The 20,454-nt window shown below is 71.5% G+C and carries 21 protein-coding genes and 1 pseudogene; 19 read left to right on the top strand and 3 right to left on the bottom strand.

Features of this window, described 5'->3' with window-relative positions; translation table 11 throughout:
• Both ASE20_RS17925 and ASE20_RS17920 read left to right on the top strand, forming a co-directional pair.
• A partial coding sequence (locus ASE20_RS17925) for a P-II family nitrogen regulator (protein ID WP_225869233.1) occupies positions 1–240 on the top strand: 240 nt, incomplete at its 5' end.
• Positions 241–247: 7 nt separating this feature from the next.
• A complete protein-coding gene (locus ASE20_RS17920) occupies positions 248–2,485 on the top strand; it encodes a [protein-PII] uridylyltransferase (RefSeq protein WP_056895946.1) in 2,238 nt (745 codons plus the stop codon).
• Between the two features lie 13 nt (positions 2,486–2,498).
• On the opposite strand, the gene ASE20_RS17915 is transcribed toward ASE20_RS17920, so the two are convergent.
• A complete protein-coding gene (locus ASE20_RS17915) occupies positions 2,499–3,278 on the bottom strand; it encodes a histidine phosphatase family protein (protein WP_056895945.1) in 780 nt (259 codons plus the stop codon).
• Positions 3,279–3,529: 251 nt separating this feature from the next.
• On the opposite strand from ASE20_RS17915, the gene ffh reads away from it, so the two are divergent.
• From ffh to ASE20_RS17895, 4 genes are read left to right on the top strand one after another with little or no spacing between them, the layout of a single operon-like run.
• Positions 3,530–5,098 carry a signal recognition particle protein gene (gene ffh / locus ASE20_RS17910; protein ID WP_056895944.1) on the top strand — a complete coding sequence of 523 codons (1,569 nt, stop codon included), beginning with the start codon at positions 3,530–3,532 and terminating at the stop codon, positions 5,096–5,098.
• 7 nt (positions 5,099–5,105) lie between these two features.
• Positions 5,106–5,825: a hypothetical protein gene (locus ASE20_RS17905; RefSeq protein WP_056895943.1), complete on the top strand. Its 720-nt coding sequence runs from the start codon at positions 5,106–5,108 to the stop codon at positions 5,823–5,825.
• Positions 5,822–6,190, top strand: a complete 369-nt coding sequence (locus ASE20_RS17900; RefSeq protein ID WP_056895942.1) for an NYN domain-containing protein — start codon at positions 5,822–5,824, stop codon at positions 6,188–6,190. The genes ASE20_RS17905 and ASE20_RS17900 overlap by 4 nt, the downstream gene beginning before the upstream one ends.
• 43 nt (positions 6,191–6,233) lie before the next feature.
• Positions 6,234–7,316, top strand: coding sequence for an amidohydrolase family protein (locus ASE20_RS17895; protein WP_056895941.1), 1,083 nt, complete (start codon positions 6,234–6,236; stop codon positions 7,314–7,316).
• Between the two features lie 15 nt (positions 7,317–7,331).
• On the opposite strand, the gene ASE20_RS25325 is transcribed toward ASE20_RS17895, so the two are convergent.
• Complete coding sequence (locus ASE20_RS25325) at positions 7,332–8,066, bottom strand: hypothetical protein (protein WP_056895940.1); 735 nt, start codon at positions 8,064–8,066, stop codon at positions 7,332–7,334.
• Between the two features lie 311 nt (positions 8,067–8,377).
• On the opposite strand from ASE20_RS25325, the gene rpsP reads away from it, so the two are divergent.
• The 6 genes and pseudogenes from rpsP (at position 8,378) to ASE20_RS17865 (ending at position 12,347) form a co-directional block, all read left to right on the top strand.
• Positions 8,378–8,869, top strand: a complete 492-nt coding sequence (gene rpsP / locus ASE20_RS17885) for a 30S ribosomal protein S16 (RefSeq protein WP_056895939.1) — start codon at positions 8,378–8,380, stop codon at positions 8,867–8,869.
• 4 nt (positions 8,870–8,873) lie between these two features.
• Positions 8,874–9,113 carry an RNA-binding protein gene (locus ASE20_RS17880; RefSeq protein ID WP_056895938.1) on the top strand — a complete coding sequence of 80 codons (240 nt, stop codon included), beginning with the start codon at positions 8,874–8,876 and terminating at the stop codon, positions 9,111–9,113.
• A gap of 83 nt (positions 9,114–9,196) precedes the next feature.
• Positions 9,197–9,766, top strand: a complete 570-nt coding sequence (gene rimM / locus ASE20_RS17875; protein ID WP_200952862.1) for a ribosome maturation factor RimM — start codon at positions 9,197–9,199, stop codon at positions 9,764–9,766.
• A pseudogene (gene trmD, locus ASE20_RS25665) lies at positions 9,763–10,437 on the top strand (tRNA (guanosine(37)-N1)-methyltransferase TrmD); the annotation flags it as partial. The gene rimM and the pseudogene trmD, both read left to right, overlap by 4 nt.
• A 12-nt stretch (positions 10,438–10,449) precedes the next feature.
• On the top strand, positions 10,450–10,917 hold the full coding sequence (locus ASE20_RS25660) for a GNAT family N-acetyltransferase (RefSeq protein ID WP_225869258.1): 468 nt from the start codon (positions 10,450–10,452) through the stop codon (positions 10,915–10,917).
• Positions 10,918–11,090: 173 nt separating this feature from the next.
• Positions 11,091–12,347: an ammonium transporter gene (locus ASE20_RS17865; RefSeq protein WP_056895936.1), complete on the top strand. Its 1,257-nt coding sequence runs from the start codon at positions 11,091–11,093 to the stop codon at positions 12,345–12,347.
• A gap of 61 nt (positions 12,348–12,408) precedes the next feature.
• On the opposite strand, the gene ASE20_RS17860 is transcribed toward ASE20_RS17865, so the two are convergent.
• The gene (locus ASE20_RS17860; RefSeq protein WP_056895935.1) at positions 12,409–13,608 is read right to left on the bottom strand and encodes a Fic family protein; all 1,200 of its coding nucleotides are present in this window, start codon (positions 13,606–13,608) and stop codon (positions 12,409–12,411) included.
• A gap of 186 nt (positions 13,609–13,794) precedes the next feature.
• Between ASE20_RS17860 and rplS the strand changes: the two genes are divergently transcribed.
• The 7 genes from rplS to ASE20_RS17825 all read left to right on the top strand — a co-directional run bounded on the left by rplS (position 13,795) and on the right by ASE20_RS17825 (position 20,346).
• The gene (gene rplS / locus ASE20_RS17855; RefSeq protein WP_056895934.1) at positions 13,795–14,157 is read left to right on the top strand and encodes a 50S ribosomal protein L19; all 363 of its coding nucleotides are present in this window, start codon (positions 13,795–13,797) and stop codon (positions 14,155–14,157) included.
• Positions 14,158–14,308: 151 nt separating this feature from the next.
• Positions 14,309–15,181 carry a signal peptidase I gene (gene lepB, locus ASE20_RS17850; protein ID WP_082612543.1) on the top strand — a complete coding sequence of 291 codons (873 nt, stop codon included), beginning with the start codon at positions 14,309–14,311 and terminating at the stop codon, positions 15,179–15,181.
• A gap of 8 nt (positions 15,182–15,189) precedes the next feature.
• On the top strand, positions 15,190–15,876 hold the full coding sequence (locus ASE20_RS17845; RefSeq protein ID WP_056895933.1) for a ribonuclease HII: 687 nt from the start codon (positions 15,190–15,192) through the stop codon (positions 15,874–15,876).
• A 10-nt stretch (positions 15,877–15,886) separates the two neighbouring features.
• The gene (locus ASE20_RS17840; protein WP_036546742.1) at positions 15,887–16,195 is read left to right on the top strand and encodes a DUF2469 domain-containing protein; all 309 of its coding nucleotides are present in this window, start codon (positions 15,887–15,889) and stop codon (positions 16,193–16,195) included.
• Positions 16,196–16,318: 123 nt separating this feature from the next.
• Positions 16,319–18,085: a pilus assembly protein TadG-related protein gene (locus tag ASE20_RS17835; protein ID WP_157538688.1), complete on the top strand. Its 1,767-nt coding sequence runs from the start codon at positions 16,319–16,321 to the stop codon at positions 18,083–18,085.
• Positions 18,086–18,250: 165 nt separating this feature from the next.
• Positions 18,251–18,739, top strand: a complete 489-nt coding sequence (locus ASE20_RS17830; protein WP_082612542.1) for a TadE/TadG family type IV pilus assembly protein — start codon at positions 18,251–18,253, stop codon at positions 18,737–18,739.
• Positions 18,739–20,346, top strand: a complete 1,608-nt coding sequence (locus tag ASE20_RS17825; RefSeq protein WP_056895930.1) for a pilus assembly protein TadG-related protein — start codon at positions 18,739–18,741, stop codon at positions 20,344–20,346. The genes ASE20_RS17830 and ASE20_RS17825 overlap by 1 nt, the downstream gene beginning before the upstream one ends.
• Positions 20,347–20,454 lie beyond the last annotated feature (108 nt).

Here is a 20,454-nt window from a genome sequence, read left to right as displayed (position 1 = left end):
AGCGGCTACGGCCGCCAGAAGGGCCACACCGAGGTCTACCGCGGCGCGGAGTACGACATCGCGATGGTGCCGAAGGTGCGCATCGAGATCGTCGCCGACGACCACGACGTCGACCAGATCGTCGAGACCATCACGAAGGCGGCGCAGACCGGGAAGGTCGGCGACGGCAAGATCTGGGTCACCCCGGTCGAGTCGGTCGTCCGGGTCCGTACCGGCGACACCGGCCCCGCGGCGGTCTGACCCCTCGATGACCGCTGCCGACCGCGTCGCCCGTACCGAGGCCGCCGACGCCCTGTGCGTCAAGGCCTACGACGACGCGGGCGGCCCCGACACCGGGGTCGCACTGGTGGCGGTCGGCGGCTACGGCCGGGGCGACATGGCGCCCTTCTCCGACCTCGACCTCGTCCTCGTCTCCGACGAGGGAGTGGCCCAGGCGCAGGGAGAGGCGTGGGCCGAGTTCGCGGGCCAGGTCTGGTACCCGCTGTGGGACACCGGCGTGAAGCTGGACCACTCGGTCCGCTCGCTGTCGGAGATGCTCACCGCGGCCGAGTCCGACGTCCGGGTGGCCTCGGGCCTGCTCGACGTCCGGCACGTCGCCGGCGACCACAGCCTGAGCCTCCGGCTGCGCACCACGGTCCTCGCGCAGTGGCGGCGGCAGGCGCGCGAGCGCCTGCCCGAGCTGCACGAGATGGTGCGCACCCGCCACCGGTTGATCGGCGAGCTGGCGCACCTGTCGATGCCCGACCTCAAGGAGGCCGAGGGCGGGCTGCGCGACGCGACCGTCCTCAAGAGCCTGACCGCGACCTGGCTCGTCGACGTACCGGCCGCCGACCTCCAGCGCTGCCGCGTGCAGCTGCTCGACGTCCGCGACGTGCTCCACGCGGCCGCCGGCCGGGCCACCGACCGGATCGCCCCGGAGCACTGGGCGGCCCTCGCCGAGGGGCTCGACCTGCCCGACGAGCGGACGGCGCAGCGGCACGTGCGCGAGCTCGGCCGTCGGCTGACCCACCTGTCGCGGCTCGCCTGGCGGCGCGCCGACGACGCCCTGCGTCGTACGCCGGCCGCGAAGCCGCGACGCCCCGAGCTCGAGCGGCTGGCCCCCGGGGTGGCCCTGTCGAAGGGCGAGGTCGTCCTCGACAAGGGCGCCCGCCCGGCGGACGACCCGGTCCTGCTGCTCCGCGCGGCAGCCGAGGCCGCCACCCGCGACCTGGTCCTCGCGCCGCCGACGGCCGCGCGTCTGGTGCGCGAGTCGCCACCGCTCCCGACGCCGTGGCCGACCGAGGCCCGGCAGCAGATGGTCCGGCTGCTCGCCGCAGGCCGCGGCCTGCTCGGTGTCTGGGAGACGCTGGAGGAGACCGGAGCGCTGTCGCGGATCCTGCCCGAGTGGGAGCGGATCCGGCTGCTGCCGCACGCCTCGGTGATCCACCGCTTCACCGTCGACCGCCACGTCGTCGAGACCTGCGTCGAGGCCTCCGCGCTGATCCGGCACGTCGCACGTCCCGACGTGCTGGTCGTGGCGGCGCTGCTGCACGACATCGGCAAGGGCGGGCTGACCGAGCACAGCGTCGCGGGTTCCCCGATCGCCCGCGAGATCGCCGAGCGGATGGGCTTCGCGGCCGACGAGGTCGAGCTGATCGCGCAGCTGGTGCGCTGGCACCTGCTGCTCGCCGACATCGCGACGACCCGCGACCCGGACGACCCGGCGACCATCGACGCGCTCACCGAGCACATCGACACCCCCGAGGCGCTGGCCCTGCTGACCGCACTCACCGAGGCCGATGCCAAGGCCGCCTCCGCGAAGGCCTGGTCGTCGTGGCGCGCGGGCCTGGTCCTCGACCTGTCGCGCCGGGCGCGTGCCTCGCTGGAGCGGGGGAGCGTGCCGCCGCCGTTCCGGGTCGAGGAGATCGAGGTCCCGGCCGCCGCCCTCGCCGGCGGTACGTCGATCGTGGTCGAGCCCGTCGGCGACGGCGCCCGCGTGACGACCGTGGCGCCCGACCGGGTCGGTCTGCTGGCCGACGTGGCGGCGATGTTCGCGCTGCGCCGGGTGCCCGTGCGCGCGGCCCGGATCTGGTCGCAGGGCGACTACGGCGTCTCGGTCTGGGACGTCGCGGACGAGTTCCTCGACGCGGGCGCGCTGCGCAACCAGCTCGACGGGATCGCGGCCCGCCGCGTCGACCCGGCCACGCGGCTCGCGCCGCGGCTGGTGAACGAGGGCGAGCTGGCGCCGACTGTCGTCGTACGACCGGAGGCGAGCGACCACGCCACCGTGGTCGAGGTCCGCGCGGGCGACCGGCTCGGCGTCGTCTACCAGGTCAGTGCCGCGCTCGCCGGGCTCGACATGACCGTGCGCTCGGCGCACGTCTCGACGCTGGGACCGCAGGCCGTCGACGTGTTCTACGTGCAGGAGGCCTCGGCCGGAGCCCTCTCGGAGACGCGGGCGGCCGAGGCCGCCCACGCCGTCCGGAGGGCGATCAGCTCCGACTGATCAGGACTGACGGTCAGGAGACGACCTTGGTCGAGGCGCCGGTGACCGGGTCGACCTCGTAGTAGTGGTGCGGGGAGCCGTCCGGGTTGGGCATCGCGGCCGGGTCGGGGCTGACGCCGAACGCGGTGCAGACCAGGGTCCCGTTCGGGTTGAGGTGCGCCTTGATGAACTCGGTGTTGCCCGGGAAGCGCTCCGAGAAGGGCAGCTGCGGCTTGTTCGCGCAGGTCTCCGGGAGCATCAGGCCGTAGATGCCACCGTGGGCGACGACGACACCGGTGCCGCGGTCGTTGCGGTGCTCGCGGGCGTACTGGGTCCACCAACGGTCCCAGCGCTCCTGCACGTCGTAGTAGTCCTCGGCGCCGCCGAAGGCGTTGCCGCGCGTCGACGGGTCCATCACCCAGCTGGCCATGATCCCGCCGGCCACCCGCTCGTCCTTCGACACGAGCTCGACCTCGCGGAGGTCCTCGTCGGCCAGCACCGGCACGTCGTGGTCGGCCGCGACGCCGTCGGCGGTCTGGTAGGTCCGGACCATGATCGAGGAGTCGACCGAGCGGATCGGCGCGTCGTGGAGGTACTCGACCAGCTTCGCGGCCTGCTGGATGCCGAGCGCGTTCAGCTCCTCCTCGGGCACGGGGTAGACGGACTTGGCGTGGCGCACGAACAGGATGTCGTAGCCGGGGTCGTTCACCTTCGGCTTCGGGTCGGCGTCGGCCTGCAGGCCCGCGACGGCGGGCGTGGTCGCCAGGACGGCGATCGTGGCCGCGAGGGCGGAGAGTCGGGTACGGCGCTTCATGGTGTCCTCCAGCGGTTGAGCGGAGGCCCGAGCATCGGGAGCGGTACGACGGGGTGGACACCAGGTCCCGTTGAGTGAGACCTGCGTCACGTCCGCGGGGTGAGGCCCGGTCAGGACCGGATCGAGCAGCAGCACGCCCGCGCCCGGCTGGACCGCCACCGTCATGCAGTCGAGTGCGGACGGCTCAACTAGAGTGGCCCTTGGCCGTTTTGCGGCCTGTTCGCCGACTCCCGTCTCCACGAGGACCGCACTTGTTCGCCACACTGTCAGACCGCCTCGCCGCGACCTTCAAGAACCTCCGCGGCAAGGGACGGCTCTCCGAGGCCGACATCGACGCGACCGCCCGGGAGATCCGGATCGCGCTGCTCGAGGCCGACGTCGCCCTGCCGGTCGTCAAGGACTTCGTGGCCGCGGTCAAGGAGCGGGCACGGGGCGAGGAGGTCAGCCAGGCGCTGAACCCCGCCCAGCAGGTGGTCAAGATCGTCAACGACGAGCTGGTCACCATCCTCGGCGGCGAGACCCGTCGTCTGCGCTACGCCAAGACCGGCCCGACCGTGATCATGCTCGCGGGCCTCCAGGGCGCCGGCAAGACCACGCTCGCGGCCAAGCTCGCGCTGTGGCTCAAGGAGCAGGGCAAGACCCCGCTCCTCGTCGCCTGCGACCTCCAGCGGCCCAACGCCGTCCAGCAGCTCCAGGTCAACGGCGAGAAGGTCGGCGTACCTGTCTTCGCGCCCGAGCCCGGCAACGGCACTGGCGACCCGGTCTCCGTCGCGAAGGCCTCGATCGAGGAGGCCAAGCGCAAGCTCCACGACGTCGTCATCGTCGACACCGCGGGCCGTCTCGGCGTGGACGCCGAGATGATGGCGCAGGCCGCTGGCATCCGCGACGCGGTCCAGCCCGACGAGGTCCTGTTCGTCGTCGACGCGATGATCGGCCAGGACGCGCTCACCACCGCGCAGGCCTTCCTCGACGGCGTCGGCTACGACGGCGTCGTCCTGACCAAGCTCGACGGCGACGCCCGCGGTGGCGCCGCGTTGTCGATCCGCCAGGTCACCGGCCGTCCGGTCATGTTCGCCTCCACGGGCGAGAAGATGACCGACTTCGACGTCTTCCACCCCGACCGGATGGCCTCGCGCATCCTGGACATGGGCGACGTCCTCACCCTGATCGAGCAGGCCGAGAAGGCCTTCGACCAGGAGGAGGCGATGCGCGCCGCCGAGAAGCTGACCGGTGGCGACTTCACCCTCGACGACTTCCTGGCCCAGATGCAGCAGCTGAAGAAGCTGGGCTCGATGACCAGCATCCTCAAGATGCTCCCGGGCATGGGCCAGATCCGCGACCAGATCGAGAACTTCGACGAGCGCGAGATCGACCGGGTCGAGGCGATCATCCGCTCGATGACGCCGGCAGAGCGCGCCAACCCGAAGATCATCGACGGCTCGCGCCGCGCCCGCATCGCCAAGGGCTCGGGCCGCGCCGTCTCGGACGTCAACGGCCTCGTCGACCGCTTCTTCGAGGCGCGCAAGATGATGATGCAGATGGCGCGCGGCGGCGGCATGCCGGGGATGCCGGGCATGCCCGGCATGGGTGGTCCCGGCGGCGGCAAGCGGGTCAGCGCCAAGCAGAAGGCCAAGCAGACCAAGGGCAAGGGCGCGCGTCGCTCGGGCAACCCGGCCAAGGCAGCACAGGACGCCGCGGCGGCGCAGGCCAGGGCCGCCGAGGCGAAGCCGAACCCGTTCGGCATCGGCGAGGACATCGACTACGAGGCCGCCGCCGAGAACCTGCAGCTCCCGAAGGACTTCTCCAAGTTCCTGAAGTGATCGGGCGATGACGACGGGCGACCGGGCGCGACGGCTCGCCGCTGCGCGCCCGGACGGTCCGGTGCCCTGCCCGGTGTGCGCCGAGGGCGTCAACGGCGCCAACCTCGACCGGCACCTGACGAAGGTCCACGGCGGCGACGACGCCGCGGCCGGCACGACGAGCTGGCGCGGCCCCGAGCGCGTCGGCTCGCGGTGGCTCCTGGCGCTGGGCGTGCTGGCGGTCGTGGTCTGTGCGGTGGTCTGGGGGACCTCGGGCGAGCCCGACGACCGCCTCGTCCTCGGCACCGTCGGGTTGCTCGCGGTGGCGCTGGTCGTGTGGGGTGCCGTCGGCTGGGGTGCTCCGCTCTTCCCCGGCCGGCTCCGGGTCGACGAGCGTGGCGCCCTCCTGCGCCACACCTACGGACTGGGCCGGCGCCGGCTCGCCTCGCTCGACCGTGTGGTCCTGGGGGGCGCCTGGGAGGGCCGTCCCGCCGGTGGCGCGGGCAGCGAGACCTACGAGACCGTCGACGTACGGGTCGGGGTCTACCTCCAGCTGTGCTCGGGACGCCGCCGGATCACCGTGCACTGCCGGACCGGTGGCGTGTTCCGCCGCACGTGGACCGGCTGGGAGCAGGGCGCGAGGCGGCGCAGCCTCGACATCACGCTCGACCGCGCGGAGTTCGTCGCCCTCCAGCTCGCCCTGTGGGAGCTCGGTCACCTCACGCCCGCGGGCGGTGACGGACAGTGAGGTCGACCCTCGTCGTCGACGGCGCGAACGTCGTCGGGGCACGCCCCGACGGCTGGTGGAAGGACCGCGCGGGCGCCGCGCTGCGGCTGCACGACCAGCTCCTCGTCGCCGACGTGCCCTACGACGTCGTCGTGCTCGTCCTCGAGGGCCAGGCCAAGGGCGGTGTCCGGGCCGGCAAGGACGCCCACGTGCGCACCGTGCACGCCGCGAAGGACGGCGACGCGACGATCGTCGCGGAGGCGGCGAAGGCCGTCGAGCAGGGCCACCGCACCGTCGTGGTCACGGCCGACCGTGCCCTCGACGCGCGCGTCCACGGCGTCGGGGCGACCACGCTGTCGCCGACCTGGCTGCTGTCGTACCTCTGAAAGGGGGCGCCGGGCCGGCACGCCGCGTTGGTAGGTTCGCCGGGTGAGTGCGCTGCGGTTCTCCGGTCCGGTCCTGCCCGACGGCGAGACGCGGGAGGTGTACGTCGTCGACGGGCGCATCACCTACGAGCGCCCTGCCGGGCTGTCGGGCGCCGAGACGGCCGCGCAGGGCTGGATCGTCCCCGGCCTCGTCGATGCCCACAACCACCTCGGCCTCGAGGACGGGGGAGCGGTCCCCGACGAGGAGATCGAGCGGACCGCGATCCTCGACCGCGACAACGGCGTGCTCCTGACCCGGGACTGTGGCTCGCCCGCCGACACCCGCTGGGTGCATGAGCGCGAGGACCTGCCGCGCCTGATCCGGTGCGGCCGTCACGTCGCCCGCACCCGTCGCTACATCCAGAACTACGGCCAGGAGGTCGAGCCCGACGGCCTGGTCGACGCCGTCGCCGAGCAGGCGCAGGCGGGCGACGGCTGGGTGAAGCTGGTCGGCGACTGGATCTCCCGCGAGGCCGGCGACCTGGCGCCCTCGTTCCCGGCCGACGCGGTCACCGCCGCGATCGAGGTGGCCCATGCGCACGGCGCCAAGGTCACCGCGCACTGCTTCGGCGAGGACTCGCTCTCCCCGCTGCTCGACGCGGGGATCGACTGCATCGAGCACGGCACCGGTCTCACCGAGGCCCACATCGCGCAGATGGTGGAGCGCGGGGTCGCCCTGGTGCCGACCGTGCTGCAGACCTCGAAGTTCCCGGGCTTCGCCTCGTCCGGCCGGGCCAGGTTCCCGGCGTACTCCGCCACGATGGACCGGCTCTTCGAGCGCCGCCGTGAGGTGTTGATGAACGCCCATGACGCCGGTGTCGCGCTGTACGTCGGCAGCGACGGCGGCGGCTCGGCACGTCACGGCGTGCTGCACGAGGAGATCCGGGCGATGGCCGCGATGGGTCTCTCGAACGAGGACGTCCTCGGTGCCGCGTCGTGGCGGGCCCGCGCCTGGCTCGGCTGGAACCCGGGCCTCGACGAGGGCGACACCGCCGACTTCGTGGTCTACCCGCGCAACCCGGTCGACGACCTCTCGGTGCTCACCGAGCCGACCTGCGTGGTGCTGCGCGGCCGGGTCTACGGCTGAGGGGGTTCCCCCGCGTCAGCCGAGCGGCTCGACCTCAGGCGTGTCGCCGCCGTCGTCGGAGCCGCCGGTGCCGTCCTCGGTGCCGTCGCCGGTGCCGTCGTCCGTGCCGTCGTCGGTGCCGTCGTCGGTGCAGTCGTCGGTCTCGTCGGCCGTGCACTCCTCGGGCTCGGCGGTCAGCTCGTCGTACAGCGCCCAGGCGTCCTCGAGGTCGGCCCGCGCGGTGCGGAGCACCGTCCGGCCACCGGTCGCGGACACCTCCAGCACGCCGGCCACCACGGCGTCGACGAGATCGAGCACCTCGGGGAGGTCGACCGCGGCGTCCGCGAGCTCGGCTGCGTCGCGCAGCACGGCGACGGCCCGCAGGTAGTTCTCGACCCGGACGGCGCGCAGGGCGGCCTTCGCCGCGCGTGGCTTCGTCGTCCCGGCGGAGACCGCGTCCTTCAGGGCGGCGAGGTCGGCGCGGTCCTGGGCGATCGAGGCGGTCAGCACGCTCTCCTGCTCGTCGGCGAGGCCGGTGATCGCCCGGGAGGCGGCCACCCGGGCCAGCGCGCGGTCGCGGACCGTGACCTGGCGCAGCACGCCGCGGGTCTGGGCCGACAGGTGGTGCGACGCGCCGCCGCCCTTGCCGCCGTGGGAGGAGTGCGAGCCCGCCGGCTTGGCGTGGACGGCGGCCTCGGCCACCGACAGGGGGGCGATCGACAGGGTCGCCGCGGCGAGCGCGGCGACGGCGGTACGGCGGATCGTGTGCATGGGATTCCCTCCGGAGGAGCAGTTCGTCGCCTCGATGCTCCCTGCGAGGCCCCCTCACCCGGCACCTCCGCGCGGTCGCGGCGGGCTGGGCGGATCGAACCATCGATCCGGGACGTGGGCCCGGCCGGAGCCGAGATGCCGAGGCGATTTCTTCCGAGGTCAGGTCATCTGGCAGACTTGGCGGCTGAGTTCTGCAACTTCCGGACCCTCTCAACCGGTGGGTGCAGGACCCATCCGAGTCCGGGCCCCGGTGTTCCCCACCTGGTCGCCCGCGCCTCACCCACACTAGTTCTCAAGGAGACACCACAAACGTGGCCGTCAAGATCCGTCTGAAGCGCCTGGGCAAGGTCCGGGTTCCGCAGTACCGCATCGTCATCGTCGACTCGCGCAAGAAGCGCGACGGCGCCGTGATCGAGGAGATCGGCAAGTACCACCCCAAGGAGGACCCGTCGTACATCGACGTCGTCTCCGAGCGGGCGCAGTACTGGCTCGGCGTGGGCGCGCAGCCGTCCGAGGCCGTCGAGGCGATCCTCAAGGTCACCGGTGACTGGCAGAAGTTCAAGGGCATCGACGGCGCCGAGGGCACCCTCAAGGTCAAGGAGCCCAAGCGCGACAAGCTCGAGGTCTTCAACGAGGCCCTCAAGGAGGCCGCCAACGAGCCCAAGGGCGCCGCGGTGACCACCAAGAAGAAGGCCGAGAAGAAGGTCGAGGAGGCGCCGGTCGAGGCCGCCGCCGAGGAGACTCCCGCCGAGGAGCCGGCCGCCGAGGCCGAGGCTCCCGCCGCCGAGAGCACCGAGGCCTGAGTCGATGTTGGCTGACGCGCTGGAGCACCTCGTCCGCGGAGTGGTCGAACACCCCGACGACGTGGTCGTGCGCGACAAGCAGCTGCGCCGTGGATCCGTGCTCGAGGTCCGGGTCCACCCCGACGATCTCGGCAAGGTGATCGGTCGCGGTGGCCGCACGGCGACCGCGTTCCGCACGGTCGTCTCCGCGATCGCCGGCAACGGCAACACCCGGATCGACTTCGTCGACACGGACCGCCGCTGACCTGAAGCAGCCGAACGGGCGTCTCCCCTCCGGGGGAGGCGCCCGTTCGTCGTTCCCGGGCGGCTGGCCCTAATCTCGGACCCGTGGAGAGCATCGAGGTCGTGGTCGGCCGGATCGGCAAGCCGCACGGCATCAAGGGCGAGGTCACCGTCGACGTCCGCACCGACGAGCCCGACCGCCGCTACGTCGCCGGCGCGGTCCTCCAGGCGGAGTCCCCCCGTGGCTCGGCGTTCTCCGCGCGCACCCTCACCGTCGAGCGCACCCGCTGGCACCAGGGCACCCTGCTGGTCGTCTTCGGCGAGCTCCCGGACCGCAACGCCGCTGAGGCGGCGCGCGGAGTGGTGCTGCGGGCCGTCGTACCCGCCGACGAGGTGCCGGAGGACCCCGAGGAGTTCTACGACCACCAGCTGATCGGCCTGGCGGCCCACGACCTCGAGGGCAACCACCTCGGCGAGCTGGTCGGCCTGGTGCACGGCGCCCAGGACCTGCTCCGCATCAAGACCCCCGACGGGCGCGAGGCGCTGGTGCCCTTCGTCGTCGCACTGGTGTCGGAGGTCGACGTCGCCGGCGGCCGTGTCGTGATCGCCGACCGGCCCGGCCTGGTCACCCCGTTCCCCGAGGACAGCGAGGACAGCGAGGAAGCCGGGGAATGAGGCTCGACTACCTCACGATCTTCCCCGACTTCTTCGCGCCCCTCGACCTGTCGCTGCCGGGCAAGGCGGCTGGTAAGCGCCTCGTCGAGTTCCACGTCCACGACCTGCGCGGCTACTCCCACGACAAGCACCACCGCGTCGACGACACGCCCTACGGCGGCGGCGCGGGCATGGTCATGAAGCCGGAGCCGTGGGGCGAGGCCTTCGACGCGCTCGGCGTCGACGCGGGGACCACCGTCGTGTTCACCACGCCCTCTGGCGAGCCCTTCGACCAACGCCTCGCCGAGGAGCTCGCCACCCGTGAGCACCTCCTGTTCGCCTGCGGCCGCTACGAGGGCATCGACCAGCGCGTCATCGACCACGCTCGCGAGCGCGCCGAGGTTCGCGAGATCAGCCTGGGCGACTACGTCCTCAACGGGGGAGAGGTCGCCGCGCTCGCGATCACCGAGGCGGTCGTGCGGCTGCTGCCCGGCTTCATGGGCAACGCGGAGTCGCTCGTCGAGGAGTCGCACGCCGAGGGCGGGCTGCTGGAGTACCCCGTCTACACCAAACCCGCCTCCTGGCGCGGCCACGACGTCCCGGCCGTGCTGCGCTCGGGCGACCACGGCAAGGTCGCCGCGTGGCGCCACGAGGAGGCCCGCCGTCGTACGGCGTCGCGGCGGCCGGACCTGCTCCACCCGTCGGTGCTCGACGACGGCACGCCGATCGTGCGGGCCGTCCCGGGCGACGCCGGCGAGATCCTGACCCTGCAGCGCGCCTGCTGGCTGCAGGAGGCGCTCGCCAACGACACCCTCGACATCCCCGCCCTGCAGGAGTCGCTCGACGACGTCCGGGCCGGCCTCGAGGAGTGGGAGACCTGGGTCGTACGCCGGGCCGGCCGGCTCGTCGGCGCGGTGCGCGGCAAGCTCGACGGCGAGGACCGGTGGGACATCGGCCGGATCATGGTCGCCCCCGACCTGCAGGGCTCCGGCCTCGGGCGGGTCCTGCTGGAGCACATCCAGGCGGTCGCGCCGGACCAGGCGACGTCGTACGTCCTCTTCACGGGAGCCGCGAGCGCCCGCAACCAGCGGATGTACCGCAAGGCGGGCTTCCGCATCCGGCCCGACCTGCCCGGACCGCCGCACGCAGTCACCCTCACCAAACGCCGCTGACCGGGGCGCAGTGCGTGTGCGTTCACGGGCGTGACACACGCTCGTCGAACCTGTAACAGGCTCGAAACGTCCGTCGGGTCTCGGTGAAACGAGCCCTCGCAAGTATCGGCGCAGACGAGGCCGGCAGCGTTGCCCGGCCCGAAGCCCCACTCCCGAGACCTGTGAGGACCTGCATGTCTGTCGAGCTTTCGTGGCAGCTGATCTGTGCTGCTCTAGTCCTGTTCATGACGCCCGGCCTGGCGTTCTTCTACGGCGGTCTGGTCAAGCAGAAGTCCGTCGTGTCCATGATGATGCTGAGCTTCGGCTCGATCGCCGTCGTCACCCTGCTCTACCTGCTCATCGGTGGCACGGGCATCGCGGGCAACGGCACCGACGGCGGCAGCAAGCTGTTCGGCAACCCGTTCCAGGACGTCGGCATGTCCGACCTGATGACCGGTGTGGGCGGCGGTGACGCGGCCAACGCGTTCGGCAGCCACGCCTTCCTCGTCGCGTTCTGCATCATCACGGTGGCGCTGGTCTCGGGAGCCGTCGCCGACCGTGCGCGCTTCTGGCCGTGGATGCTCTTCGCCGCGCTCTTCACCACCTTCGTCGTGTTCCCCACCTTCCGCTGGATCTGGGGCGTCAACGGCGACGGTGAGTTCTACGGCTGGCTCGCGAACGACGTGTGGGGCCTCGGCCAGGGCGCGCTCGACTGGGCCGGTGGCACCGTGATCCACCAGTCCGCCGGCGCGTCCGCCCTCGCTCTCGCACTGGTCCTCGGCAAGCGCAAGGTCGGCTTCTCCAAGGAGGAGAGCGTCGCCCACAACGTCCCGCTGGTGCTCATCGGTGCCGCGATCCTGTGGTTCGGCTGGTACGGCTTCAACACCGGCGTCTTCGGCGCCGACGAGGGCCAGACCTCGCTGATCTTCTTCAACACGCTCGTCGCCCCGGCCGCCGCGCTGCTCGGCTGGATCGCCGTCGAGTCGGTCCGCGAGGGCAAGGCCACCGCCGTCGGCGCGGCCTCCGGCATCGTCACCGGCCTGGTCGCCATCACCCCGGCGTGCGCCTTCGTCACCCCGATCTGGGCGATGGTCCTCGGCCTGGTGTCCGGCGCCATCTGCGCCTTCGCGATCGACCTGAAGTTCAAGCTCGGCTTCGACGACAGCCTCGACGTCGTGGGCATCCACCTGGTCGCCGGCTTCATCGGCTGCATCTGGGTCGGCATCTTCGGTGCCGAGGCGCTGACCGGCGGCAGCCTGGTCTTCGGCGGCGAGGTCAAGCTGTTCCTCGCCCAGCTGCTCTCGTCGCTCACCGTGATCGCGTTCTCGTTCGTGGTCTCCTTCGTCTTCGCCACGGTGATCGAGAAGACCATCGGCTTCCGCGTCAAGGAGGAGGACGAGGTCGCCGGCATCGACCTCGCCCTGCACGGCGAGGGCTACGCCCTCGACTGAGTCCGACACCCGTCGTACGACGCAGGCCCGTCCCGGTTCGCCGGGGCGGGCCTGCGGCCGTTCACGCCCGCAGACGGCGTGCCGAGTCCTGGATCCGGGCACTCAGCTCCTCGACCTCGCTCAGCAGGTCCTGCGCCAGCCACACCGGCGCCCTCCGGCTACGACGGGCGCGCACCAGGACCCCGGCGTCCGCCGCGGCGTCGATCGCCTGCTGCGCCACCTCCTCGGTCGTGCCGAGCCGGCCCGCGACCAGCTCCACGTTGAGGATCGGCTCCTCGGCCATGAGGTCGAGCAGCCGGAACAGCGGGTGCCCCGGCCGCGCACCGGGTGCGGCCTCGCCCCAGCGCTCGCGGATCGCCAGCACGTTGGTCGCGGTCACCCACGACTCCGCCGTCGAGATCCGGACCGCGGTCGCCATCATCGCGACGATGGTGCGCGCCTCGCCGCCGCGGTAGTCGTTGAGCGCGTCGAAGTAGCTCTCGCGGTGCGCCACCAGCGCGGACGCGATCGGCACCGTCAGGTGCCGGGTCGCGCGCCGGCGCCGCAGCACGGCGTGGATCAGGGTCCGCCCGATCCGGCCGTTGCCGTCGATGAACGGGTGGATCGACTCGAACTGCGCGTGCACGATCGCCGCCTGCGCCACGGCCGGCAGGTCCTCGCGGTTCGCGAAGGCGAACAGGTCCTCGAGGTACGACGGCACCGTCTCCGGCGGGGGAGGGACGTGGAGCGACCCGAGCGGCGACCAGTCGCTGCCCCCGACCCAGTTCTGCGTCGTACGGAAGCTCCCGGCGCGGTGCGCCTCGTCGGGGTTGCGCCGGAACAGCTCGCGGTGCGCCGTCAGGATCGCCTCCGGCCGGATCGACCGGGTCGCGTCGGCGTCGGCGATCATCCGGGTCAGGGCCGTGGTGGCCGAGGCCATCGAGACCGCCGAGGCGTTCGCCCCGACACCCAGCAGCGCCCGTCCGTAGTCGGCGAGGCTGGCATCGACGTTCTCGATCTTCGACGAGTCGACCGCCTCGGTGCGCAGCTGCAGGTGGTTGAGCGCGCTGAGGGTGCGACCGTGGACCAGGTCGAGGTGGCTCAGGTCGCCCGCGCTCGCCGTCGCCATCGCGGTGAGCGCGCGGTCCATGGGCAGCTCGAGCCCGCGGATGTACGGCGGCAGCGAGACCGTGATCTCGCGGAGCCTGCGGTCGGCGGCCGGCCCGCGGGGGCTGCGCTGGCGCCAGGGCCGCACCTCGAACGTGTGTGGCGCCCAGTCCATGACGACATCCTTCCAGCACCGCTCTGCCCGCCCCGTGGATTTCGGCGTACCCGACCGGTTGTGGGAAGATCGCTGGTCGGTGTCGCGGACGCTTCTGCCACAGGGGAATCGTCGTCCGCACGCCAGATCCACCACCTCGATCCATCCACTACCGCGGTTGGCCTGTGTGCACTCGCGAGGAGAACCATGAGCAAGCCCAGCCCCGCTGTCGTCACCGAGATCGGCAACGCCGCCAAGCGCGACGACGTCCCCGCCTTCCGCGCCGGTGACACGATCAAGGTCCACGTGAAGGTCGTCGAGGGCAGCCGGTCCCGCGTCCAGGTCTTCCAGGGCGTCGTCATCCGGATCCACGGCTCCGGCGTCGGCCGCACCTTCACGGTCCGCAAGGTCTCCTTCGGCGTCGGTGTCGAGCGGACCTTCCCGCTCCACTCGCCGATCTTCGAGCAGATCGAGGTCGTCACCCGCGGTGACGTGCGTCGCGCGAAGCTCTACTACCTGCGCAACCTCACCGGCAAGAAGGCCAAGATCAAGGAGCGTCGCGAGGCGTGAGCCTTGTGACTGGGCTCCTTGATCGGCGGAGCGTAGCGACGCCCGATGCGCCCAGTCGCGAGGCCTGAGCCTCCCCGCTTTCCGAAGGCCCGACCGGCAAGGTCGGGCCTTCGTGCTTTTCCCGGGGGCACCCTGCCTAGACTCGGTCAACGTGACGACCGACGAGACGCCCGACGAGCGCCCCGAAGCCTTCGAGAAGGCCGACGGCGACGGGCGGCACCGATCGCCCGCCTCCCCGCCCCGCAAGCACCTCCCCGTGTGGCAGGAGAGCATCCTGCTCCTCGCCGTGGCCCTCGGCCTCGCCGTGCTGATCAAGGCGATCTTCGTGCAGGCGTTCTACATCCCGTCGGAGTCGATGGAGCCGGGACTGGTCAAGAACGACCGGATCCTCGTCCAGAAGGTCTCCTACTGGTTCGGCGGTACGCCGAAGCGCGGCGACGTCATCGTGTTCGAGGACCCGGGCGAGTGGCTGGGCCCGGCCGACGCGCAGGGCCCGACCGGCTTCGCCAGCGTGCTGTCGAAGGTCGGCCTCTACCCGACGGGCGGCCACCTCGTGAAGCGCGTCATCGGCGTCGCGGGGGACATCGTCACCTGCTGCGACGAGCAGGGCCGGATCTCGGTCAACGGCAAGGCGATCGACGAGTCCGACTACCTCGGCCCCGACCCGGGCGCCTGCAACGCCGAGCTGCTCGACGACTGGTACGTCGAGAAGGGCACGGCCTTCTCCGGTCGCTGCGACTGGACCATCGGCCCGATCCCCGCCGGCAAGGTGCTCGTGCTCGGCGACAACCGCGGCCACTCCGCCGACTCGCGCGCCCACCTGTGCGGCCCCGACGAGGACCCGTGCACCCAGAGCCCCTGGGTCGACACCGACCTCGTCGTCGGCAAGGTCTTCACGCTGATCTGGCCGCGCGACCGCTGGCGCTGGATCAGCCGCCCCGAGGTCTTCGACGACGTCCCCGACTCCCCGCCCGCCGACCTGGTCGAGAAGGCCAAGAAGGTCGGCGCCATCACCGGGAGCTGAACGGCTCGATGACCACCTTGCCCAAGGGAGCGACGGTCCGTCGCGACGCCGGCATCTACGGCTACGAGCGGGCCCTGCGCCGCCACGGCCTCGAGCCGGTCGCCGGCGTCGACGAGGCCGGCCGCGGTGCCTGCGCCGGCCCGTTGGTCGCCGGCGCCGCGATCCTGCCGCCCGGCAAGGCGGGGATCGTGCCGGGACTGGCCGACTCCAAGCTCCTGACGGCGGCTGCCCGGGAGCGGTGCTACGAGCAGGTCGTTCGCCGCGCCGTGGCCTGGTCGGTCGTGGTGGTCTCGCAGGAGGAGTGCGACCGGCTGGGCATGCACGTCGCCAACGTCGAGGCGCTGCGCCGGGCGGTCGCGAAGCTGGCCGTCGCGCCGTCGTACGTGCTGACCGACGGGTTCCCGGTCGACGGGCTCGGCTCGCCGGGCCTCGCCGTCTGGAAGGGCGACCGCGTGGCGGCCTGCGTCGCTGCCGCATCGGTGCTGGCGAAGGTCACCCGCGACCGGATCATGACGGACCTCGACGAGCAGTGGCCGGCGTACGACTTCAAGACGCACAAGGGCTACATCACCGCCACCCACACGGCGGCGCTCGAGGAGCACGGCCCCTCGCCGATCCACCGGATGCGGTTCGTGAACGTCCGACGCGCGGCGGGACTGGAGCCGTTGCCGGACGAGATGGGGGACGAGGGCTAGAGTCGCCCTCGTGAGCGCCGAGGACCTCGAGAAGTACGAGACCGAGCAGGAGCTGAACCTCTACCGGGAGTACCGCGACGTCGTCGGGATCTTCAAGTACGTCGTGGAGACCGACCGCCGTTTCTACCTGTGCAACTCGGTCGACGTGAAGGCACGCTCGGAGGGGACCGACGTCTTCTTCGAGGTCACCATCGCCGACGCGTGGGTGTGGGACATGTACCGCCCGGCCCGGTTCGCCAAGAACGTCAAGGTGCTGACCTTCAAGGACGTCAACGTGGAGGAGCTGGCGACCTCGGACCTCGAGCTCCCGAAGTCCTGAGGCCCGGGGACCTTGGTCCCCAATTCGGCGCCGGGACCTTGCCCCGGCGCCCACTCTGCCGACGATGAACCGTGAGGGGTGAGGAATCCGCCCCGTCTGCGACACGGCATCGGGGAGGGCGCCATGTGGCACCGGCGTCAGCACGCCCGCAGGGGCGACGACGAGCGCGGAGTGGTCACGCTCCTGATGGCGTTCGTGATCGTCCTGATCATGATCGGCTCGGCGTTCGTGCTCGACATCGGCCTGCAGCGCGTGGCCCGCACCGACATGCAGGCGGTCGCGGACCTGGTCGCGCTCGACCTCGCGCGTGAGCTGGACGGTCGCAGCGTCGGCGAGCTCACGCCCGTGATGAACGCCGAGCTCACACGGAGCAGGACACGCAACGCCTCGGCGGTCGGCGACGAGCCGCCGCAGCTCAGCTACCAGCTGGGCCGCATGGCGACGAGTGGCTTCGCGCCGATGACGTCCGGCGTACCCTCCGCGGTCCGGGTGGTCGCCCAGACCGACGTCACCTTCGCGTTCGCGTCCGTGACGGGCGCCGATTCCGGGGGAGCGCGCCGCTCGGCCGCCGCCGAGAGCGCCTCGACCGCATGCTTCCGGCTCGGCAGCTTCGTGGCCGCGATCCGCGCGAGTGACAGCACGGTGCTCGAGCCGCTCAACGACCTGCTCGGGGTGAACCTCACCCTGGTGTCGTACCAGGGCCTGGCGTTCGCCGACGTCCGCCTCGACCAGCTCACCTCGACGTCCGCGATCGGCAGCCCCGAGGCGCTCCTCAACGGCTCGATCACCTACGCGCAGCTGATCAACGCCACCATCGAGGCGCTCACCCGCGAGCCCGGCGACAACACCGTCGCCCTCCAGGCCCTGAGCCGGATCGCGTCGTCGGCGGTCACCGCCTCGATCGGGCCCATCAACCTCAGCAACGTCCTGCACGTCGCGCCGACCGACAACGCCGCGATGGACGTCGAGCTCGACGTGCTCGACCTGGTCGGCTCGGCGCGCCTGTCCGACGGCAAGCACTTCCTCGGCGTCCCGAACATCCAGGGCCAGGTCCCCGGCGTCGGTTACCAGTACACCGGCGGGATCAACCTCGTCTCGGCCGCGGAGCTCGCCTGCGGGACGCCGAACTCCGCACAGGCCAAGGCCGACACGGCCCAGCTCGACGGGACCCTCGGCATCGAGTTCACGAACCTCCCGAGCATCAGCGTCCCGACCCTCGGGACCCTGCAGACCCCGAAGGGCAGCGGCAACCTGCAGGTCGTCGCGGGCAGCGGCACCGGCCAGCTCGTCGCACCGCCCGCCGGGCACTGCGGTGACGGTTCGGTGGTCGACCCGTCGACCTTCAGCGTCCAGGTCGCGACCGGTCTGGCGTCGTACCAGATGCATGCGGACGTGTCGGTGGCCGCCGACGTGAAGCTGACCGACCTGGTCTCGCTGGGGCTGACCTCGGTGCTGACCAACCTGCTCGGCAACATCCTCACCCTCGGCAGCAAGATCTCGCTCGAGGTCGACGTACGGCTGACGGTGGGCACGGTCGCCGGCGCGGGCGGCGGGCGCGCGGACCTCAAGATCCCGCCGAACGACCAGACGCCGATCTCCACGGGCTACGCGATGACCCTGGACCCGAGCACGATCATCCCGACGGTGCTCTCGGTCAAGCTCAACGGCAAGAGCGCGCAGCTGCCGCTGGTCACCGCGATCACCAACCCGATCGCCAACGTGCTCGTCACCACCGGCAAGGGCTTCGTCGAGAAGACCCTCACGCCCCTGATCAACAACATCAACAACATGTTCATCGGTCCCGTGGCGAGGATGATCGGCCTCCGACTCGGGGGTGCCGACGTCTACGGCGTGGGCATCACCTGCGCCCGTCCGCGGTTGGTCGGCTGAGGTCGCTGACGGGTCCACGGGGTGACTAGTCCGAAGGAACTAGTACCGATCGCTCGTCCGGGCAGAATCACCCGGGATCCGTTCCCTCGTTGTCAGGACGACCACTATGGTGCGGAGATCGCCACTCGGGAGGCGTCATGGGAGCTAGGGCGGGGAGGCCGGCCGATGAGGCGTTGTGTGCTGTGGGGGCGCGCGCGAGAGCGACGTGCGCATGACGAGGGTCAGCGAGGGGCTGCAGCCGTCGAGTTCGCCCTGATCCTGCCGATCCTGATGATCCTGATCTTCGGCATCATCAGCTACGGCATGATGCTGAGCTTCCGCCAGGCGATCAGCCAGGCAGCCGCCGAGGGCGCCCGCGCCGCAGCGGTCGCCCAGCGTGACGCCGACCAGGTCCCGAACGCCCGTGCGGCGGTCAACGAGGCGCTCGAGGGCTACGGCGTCACCTGTTCCGGGAGCTCGCTGACGCGTGACGGCGTCACGGTGGGCAGCTGCGCCGTCACGATCGCCACCTGCGACGGCGAGCCCGCCACGGTGAAGTGCGCGAGCGTGCGGATCACCTACGACTACGCGGACCACCCGCTCCTCGGGGTGCCCATGATGGGCATGGTCCTCCCGGACGAGCTGGAGTACACCGCCGTCGCGAGGGTCAGCTGATGGCGCGCCGACGCGATCGTCGCGCGGACGAACGTGGTGCCGTCGCCGTCCTCATGGGCGTCGGCATCGCCCTGCTCCTCGTCATCATCTCCGCGTTCGCCGTCGACCTCGGCATGCAGCGCACCGCCCGTCGCGACATGCAGGCCCTGGCCGACGTCGTCGCGCTCGACCTGTCCCGCAACCTCGATGGCCGAAGTGCCACTGCCCTCGCCTCCACCATGGACAGCGAGATGGCCAAGAGCCTCGAGCGCAACGCCGACACGGTCGGCACCGCGCCGGACCTGGAGTGGCAGCTCGGCACGTTCAAGGACGGCAACTTCGCGGTCGTCTCCGGCAGTGCCGTCCCGAACGCGGTACGGGTGCGCGCCAACACCACGGTCGGCTTCGCGCTCGGACGCCTGACAGGGATGGATTCCGGCGACGCCCACCGCACGGCCATCGCGCAGTCCGAGGGGGGCGCCTGCTACGCCCTCGGCTCCTACGCCGCCCGCCTGAACACGGCCAAGTCGCCGCTGCTGAGCACGCTCCTCGGACCACTGGGCAGCAACATCAACGTGAGCGCGATCGACTACAACGGCCTCGCCACCACCAAGATCAGCCTGCTCGACCTGATCGGCGTGAACCTCGGTGCCGGCACGCTCGAGGAGCTCGTCCAGGGCAACCAGCTGGTGAGCCTCGGGCAGTTCTACGTCGCCACGGCGAGCGTGCTGTCCAAGAACGGGCAGGCGGCGGCCGCGTCGGTCCTGCAGGCGATGTCCGTCGGTCTCAACAACGTCAAGCTGAACGCCGGCGACCTGATCGACCTCGGCACGACCGGCTCCAACGGGCTCGACGCCGACCTCAACCTGCTCGACCTCGTCACCGCCGCGGCGGCCGCTGCGACGGGCACCAATGCGCTCGTCATCCCGCAGGCGTCGGTCAACCTCGGCCCGCTCGCGAACGTCGGGGTGAACCTCAGCGCCATCGAGGCGCCGAAGCTCGCCTGTGGTCGGAAGAACGACACCTCGTCGAAGGCCGAATCGACCCAGGTGAAGATCAACCTCTCGGCCAGGGCGCTGAACCTGAACCTCCTCCTCGCGGGCACAGACGTCGAGCTGAGCGGGTCGGTGAACGTCGCCCAAGCGGTCGGCCAGCTGACGGACGTGCGCTGCAGCCCGACGGGTCTCACGATCCAGGTCGGCAACGGACTGCTCAGCGTCGACCTCAAGCTTCAGGTGACGGTGTACGCCAATGTGCTCGGCATCAAGATCCCGGTCGTCGGAGGTCCGATCACGATCAAGGGCCAGAGCACCTCGGGCGGTGATGCCGTGATCGAGATCGCCAACGACAGCGACTACGACCAGCTCAGCGAGGTCGGCGCCGGGAGCTCCGGTCTGCCTGTCCTCACGGTCAACACGTCCGGCCTAGCCCTGATCGGCCTACCCGTCGGCATCGTGCTCGGCCCGATCGTCAACACCTTGGTCTCCGGGCTCGTCAACCCGCTGGTCAGCAGCCTCGACAGCGCGCTGCTCACGCCGCTGCTCGGTGCGCTCGGCGCCGACCTCAGCGGTGCGGACATCAGGAAGTTCCGTACGCCGAAGTGCGACGCGCCCAAGCTGGTCGGCTGACCCCACCCGTTCCACCGGCTCCATTCCGAGCCACCTGACGACGCGCCGGCTGGGGATGACCGCGGTCCTCCCCAGCCGGCGTCCGTCGTACTGCCCCTGCGTCGGGCC

It is taken from the genome of Nocardioides sp. Root240, from assembly GCF_001428825.1.
Taxonomy (GTDB): domain Bacteria; phylum Actinomycetota; class Actinomycetes; order Propionibacteriales; family Nocardioidaceae; genus Nocardioides.
Note: the sequence above shows the minus strand (reverse complement) of the source record. Positions and strands in the feature narration are given on the sequence as shown.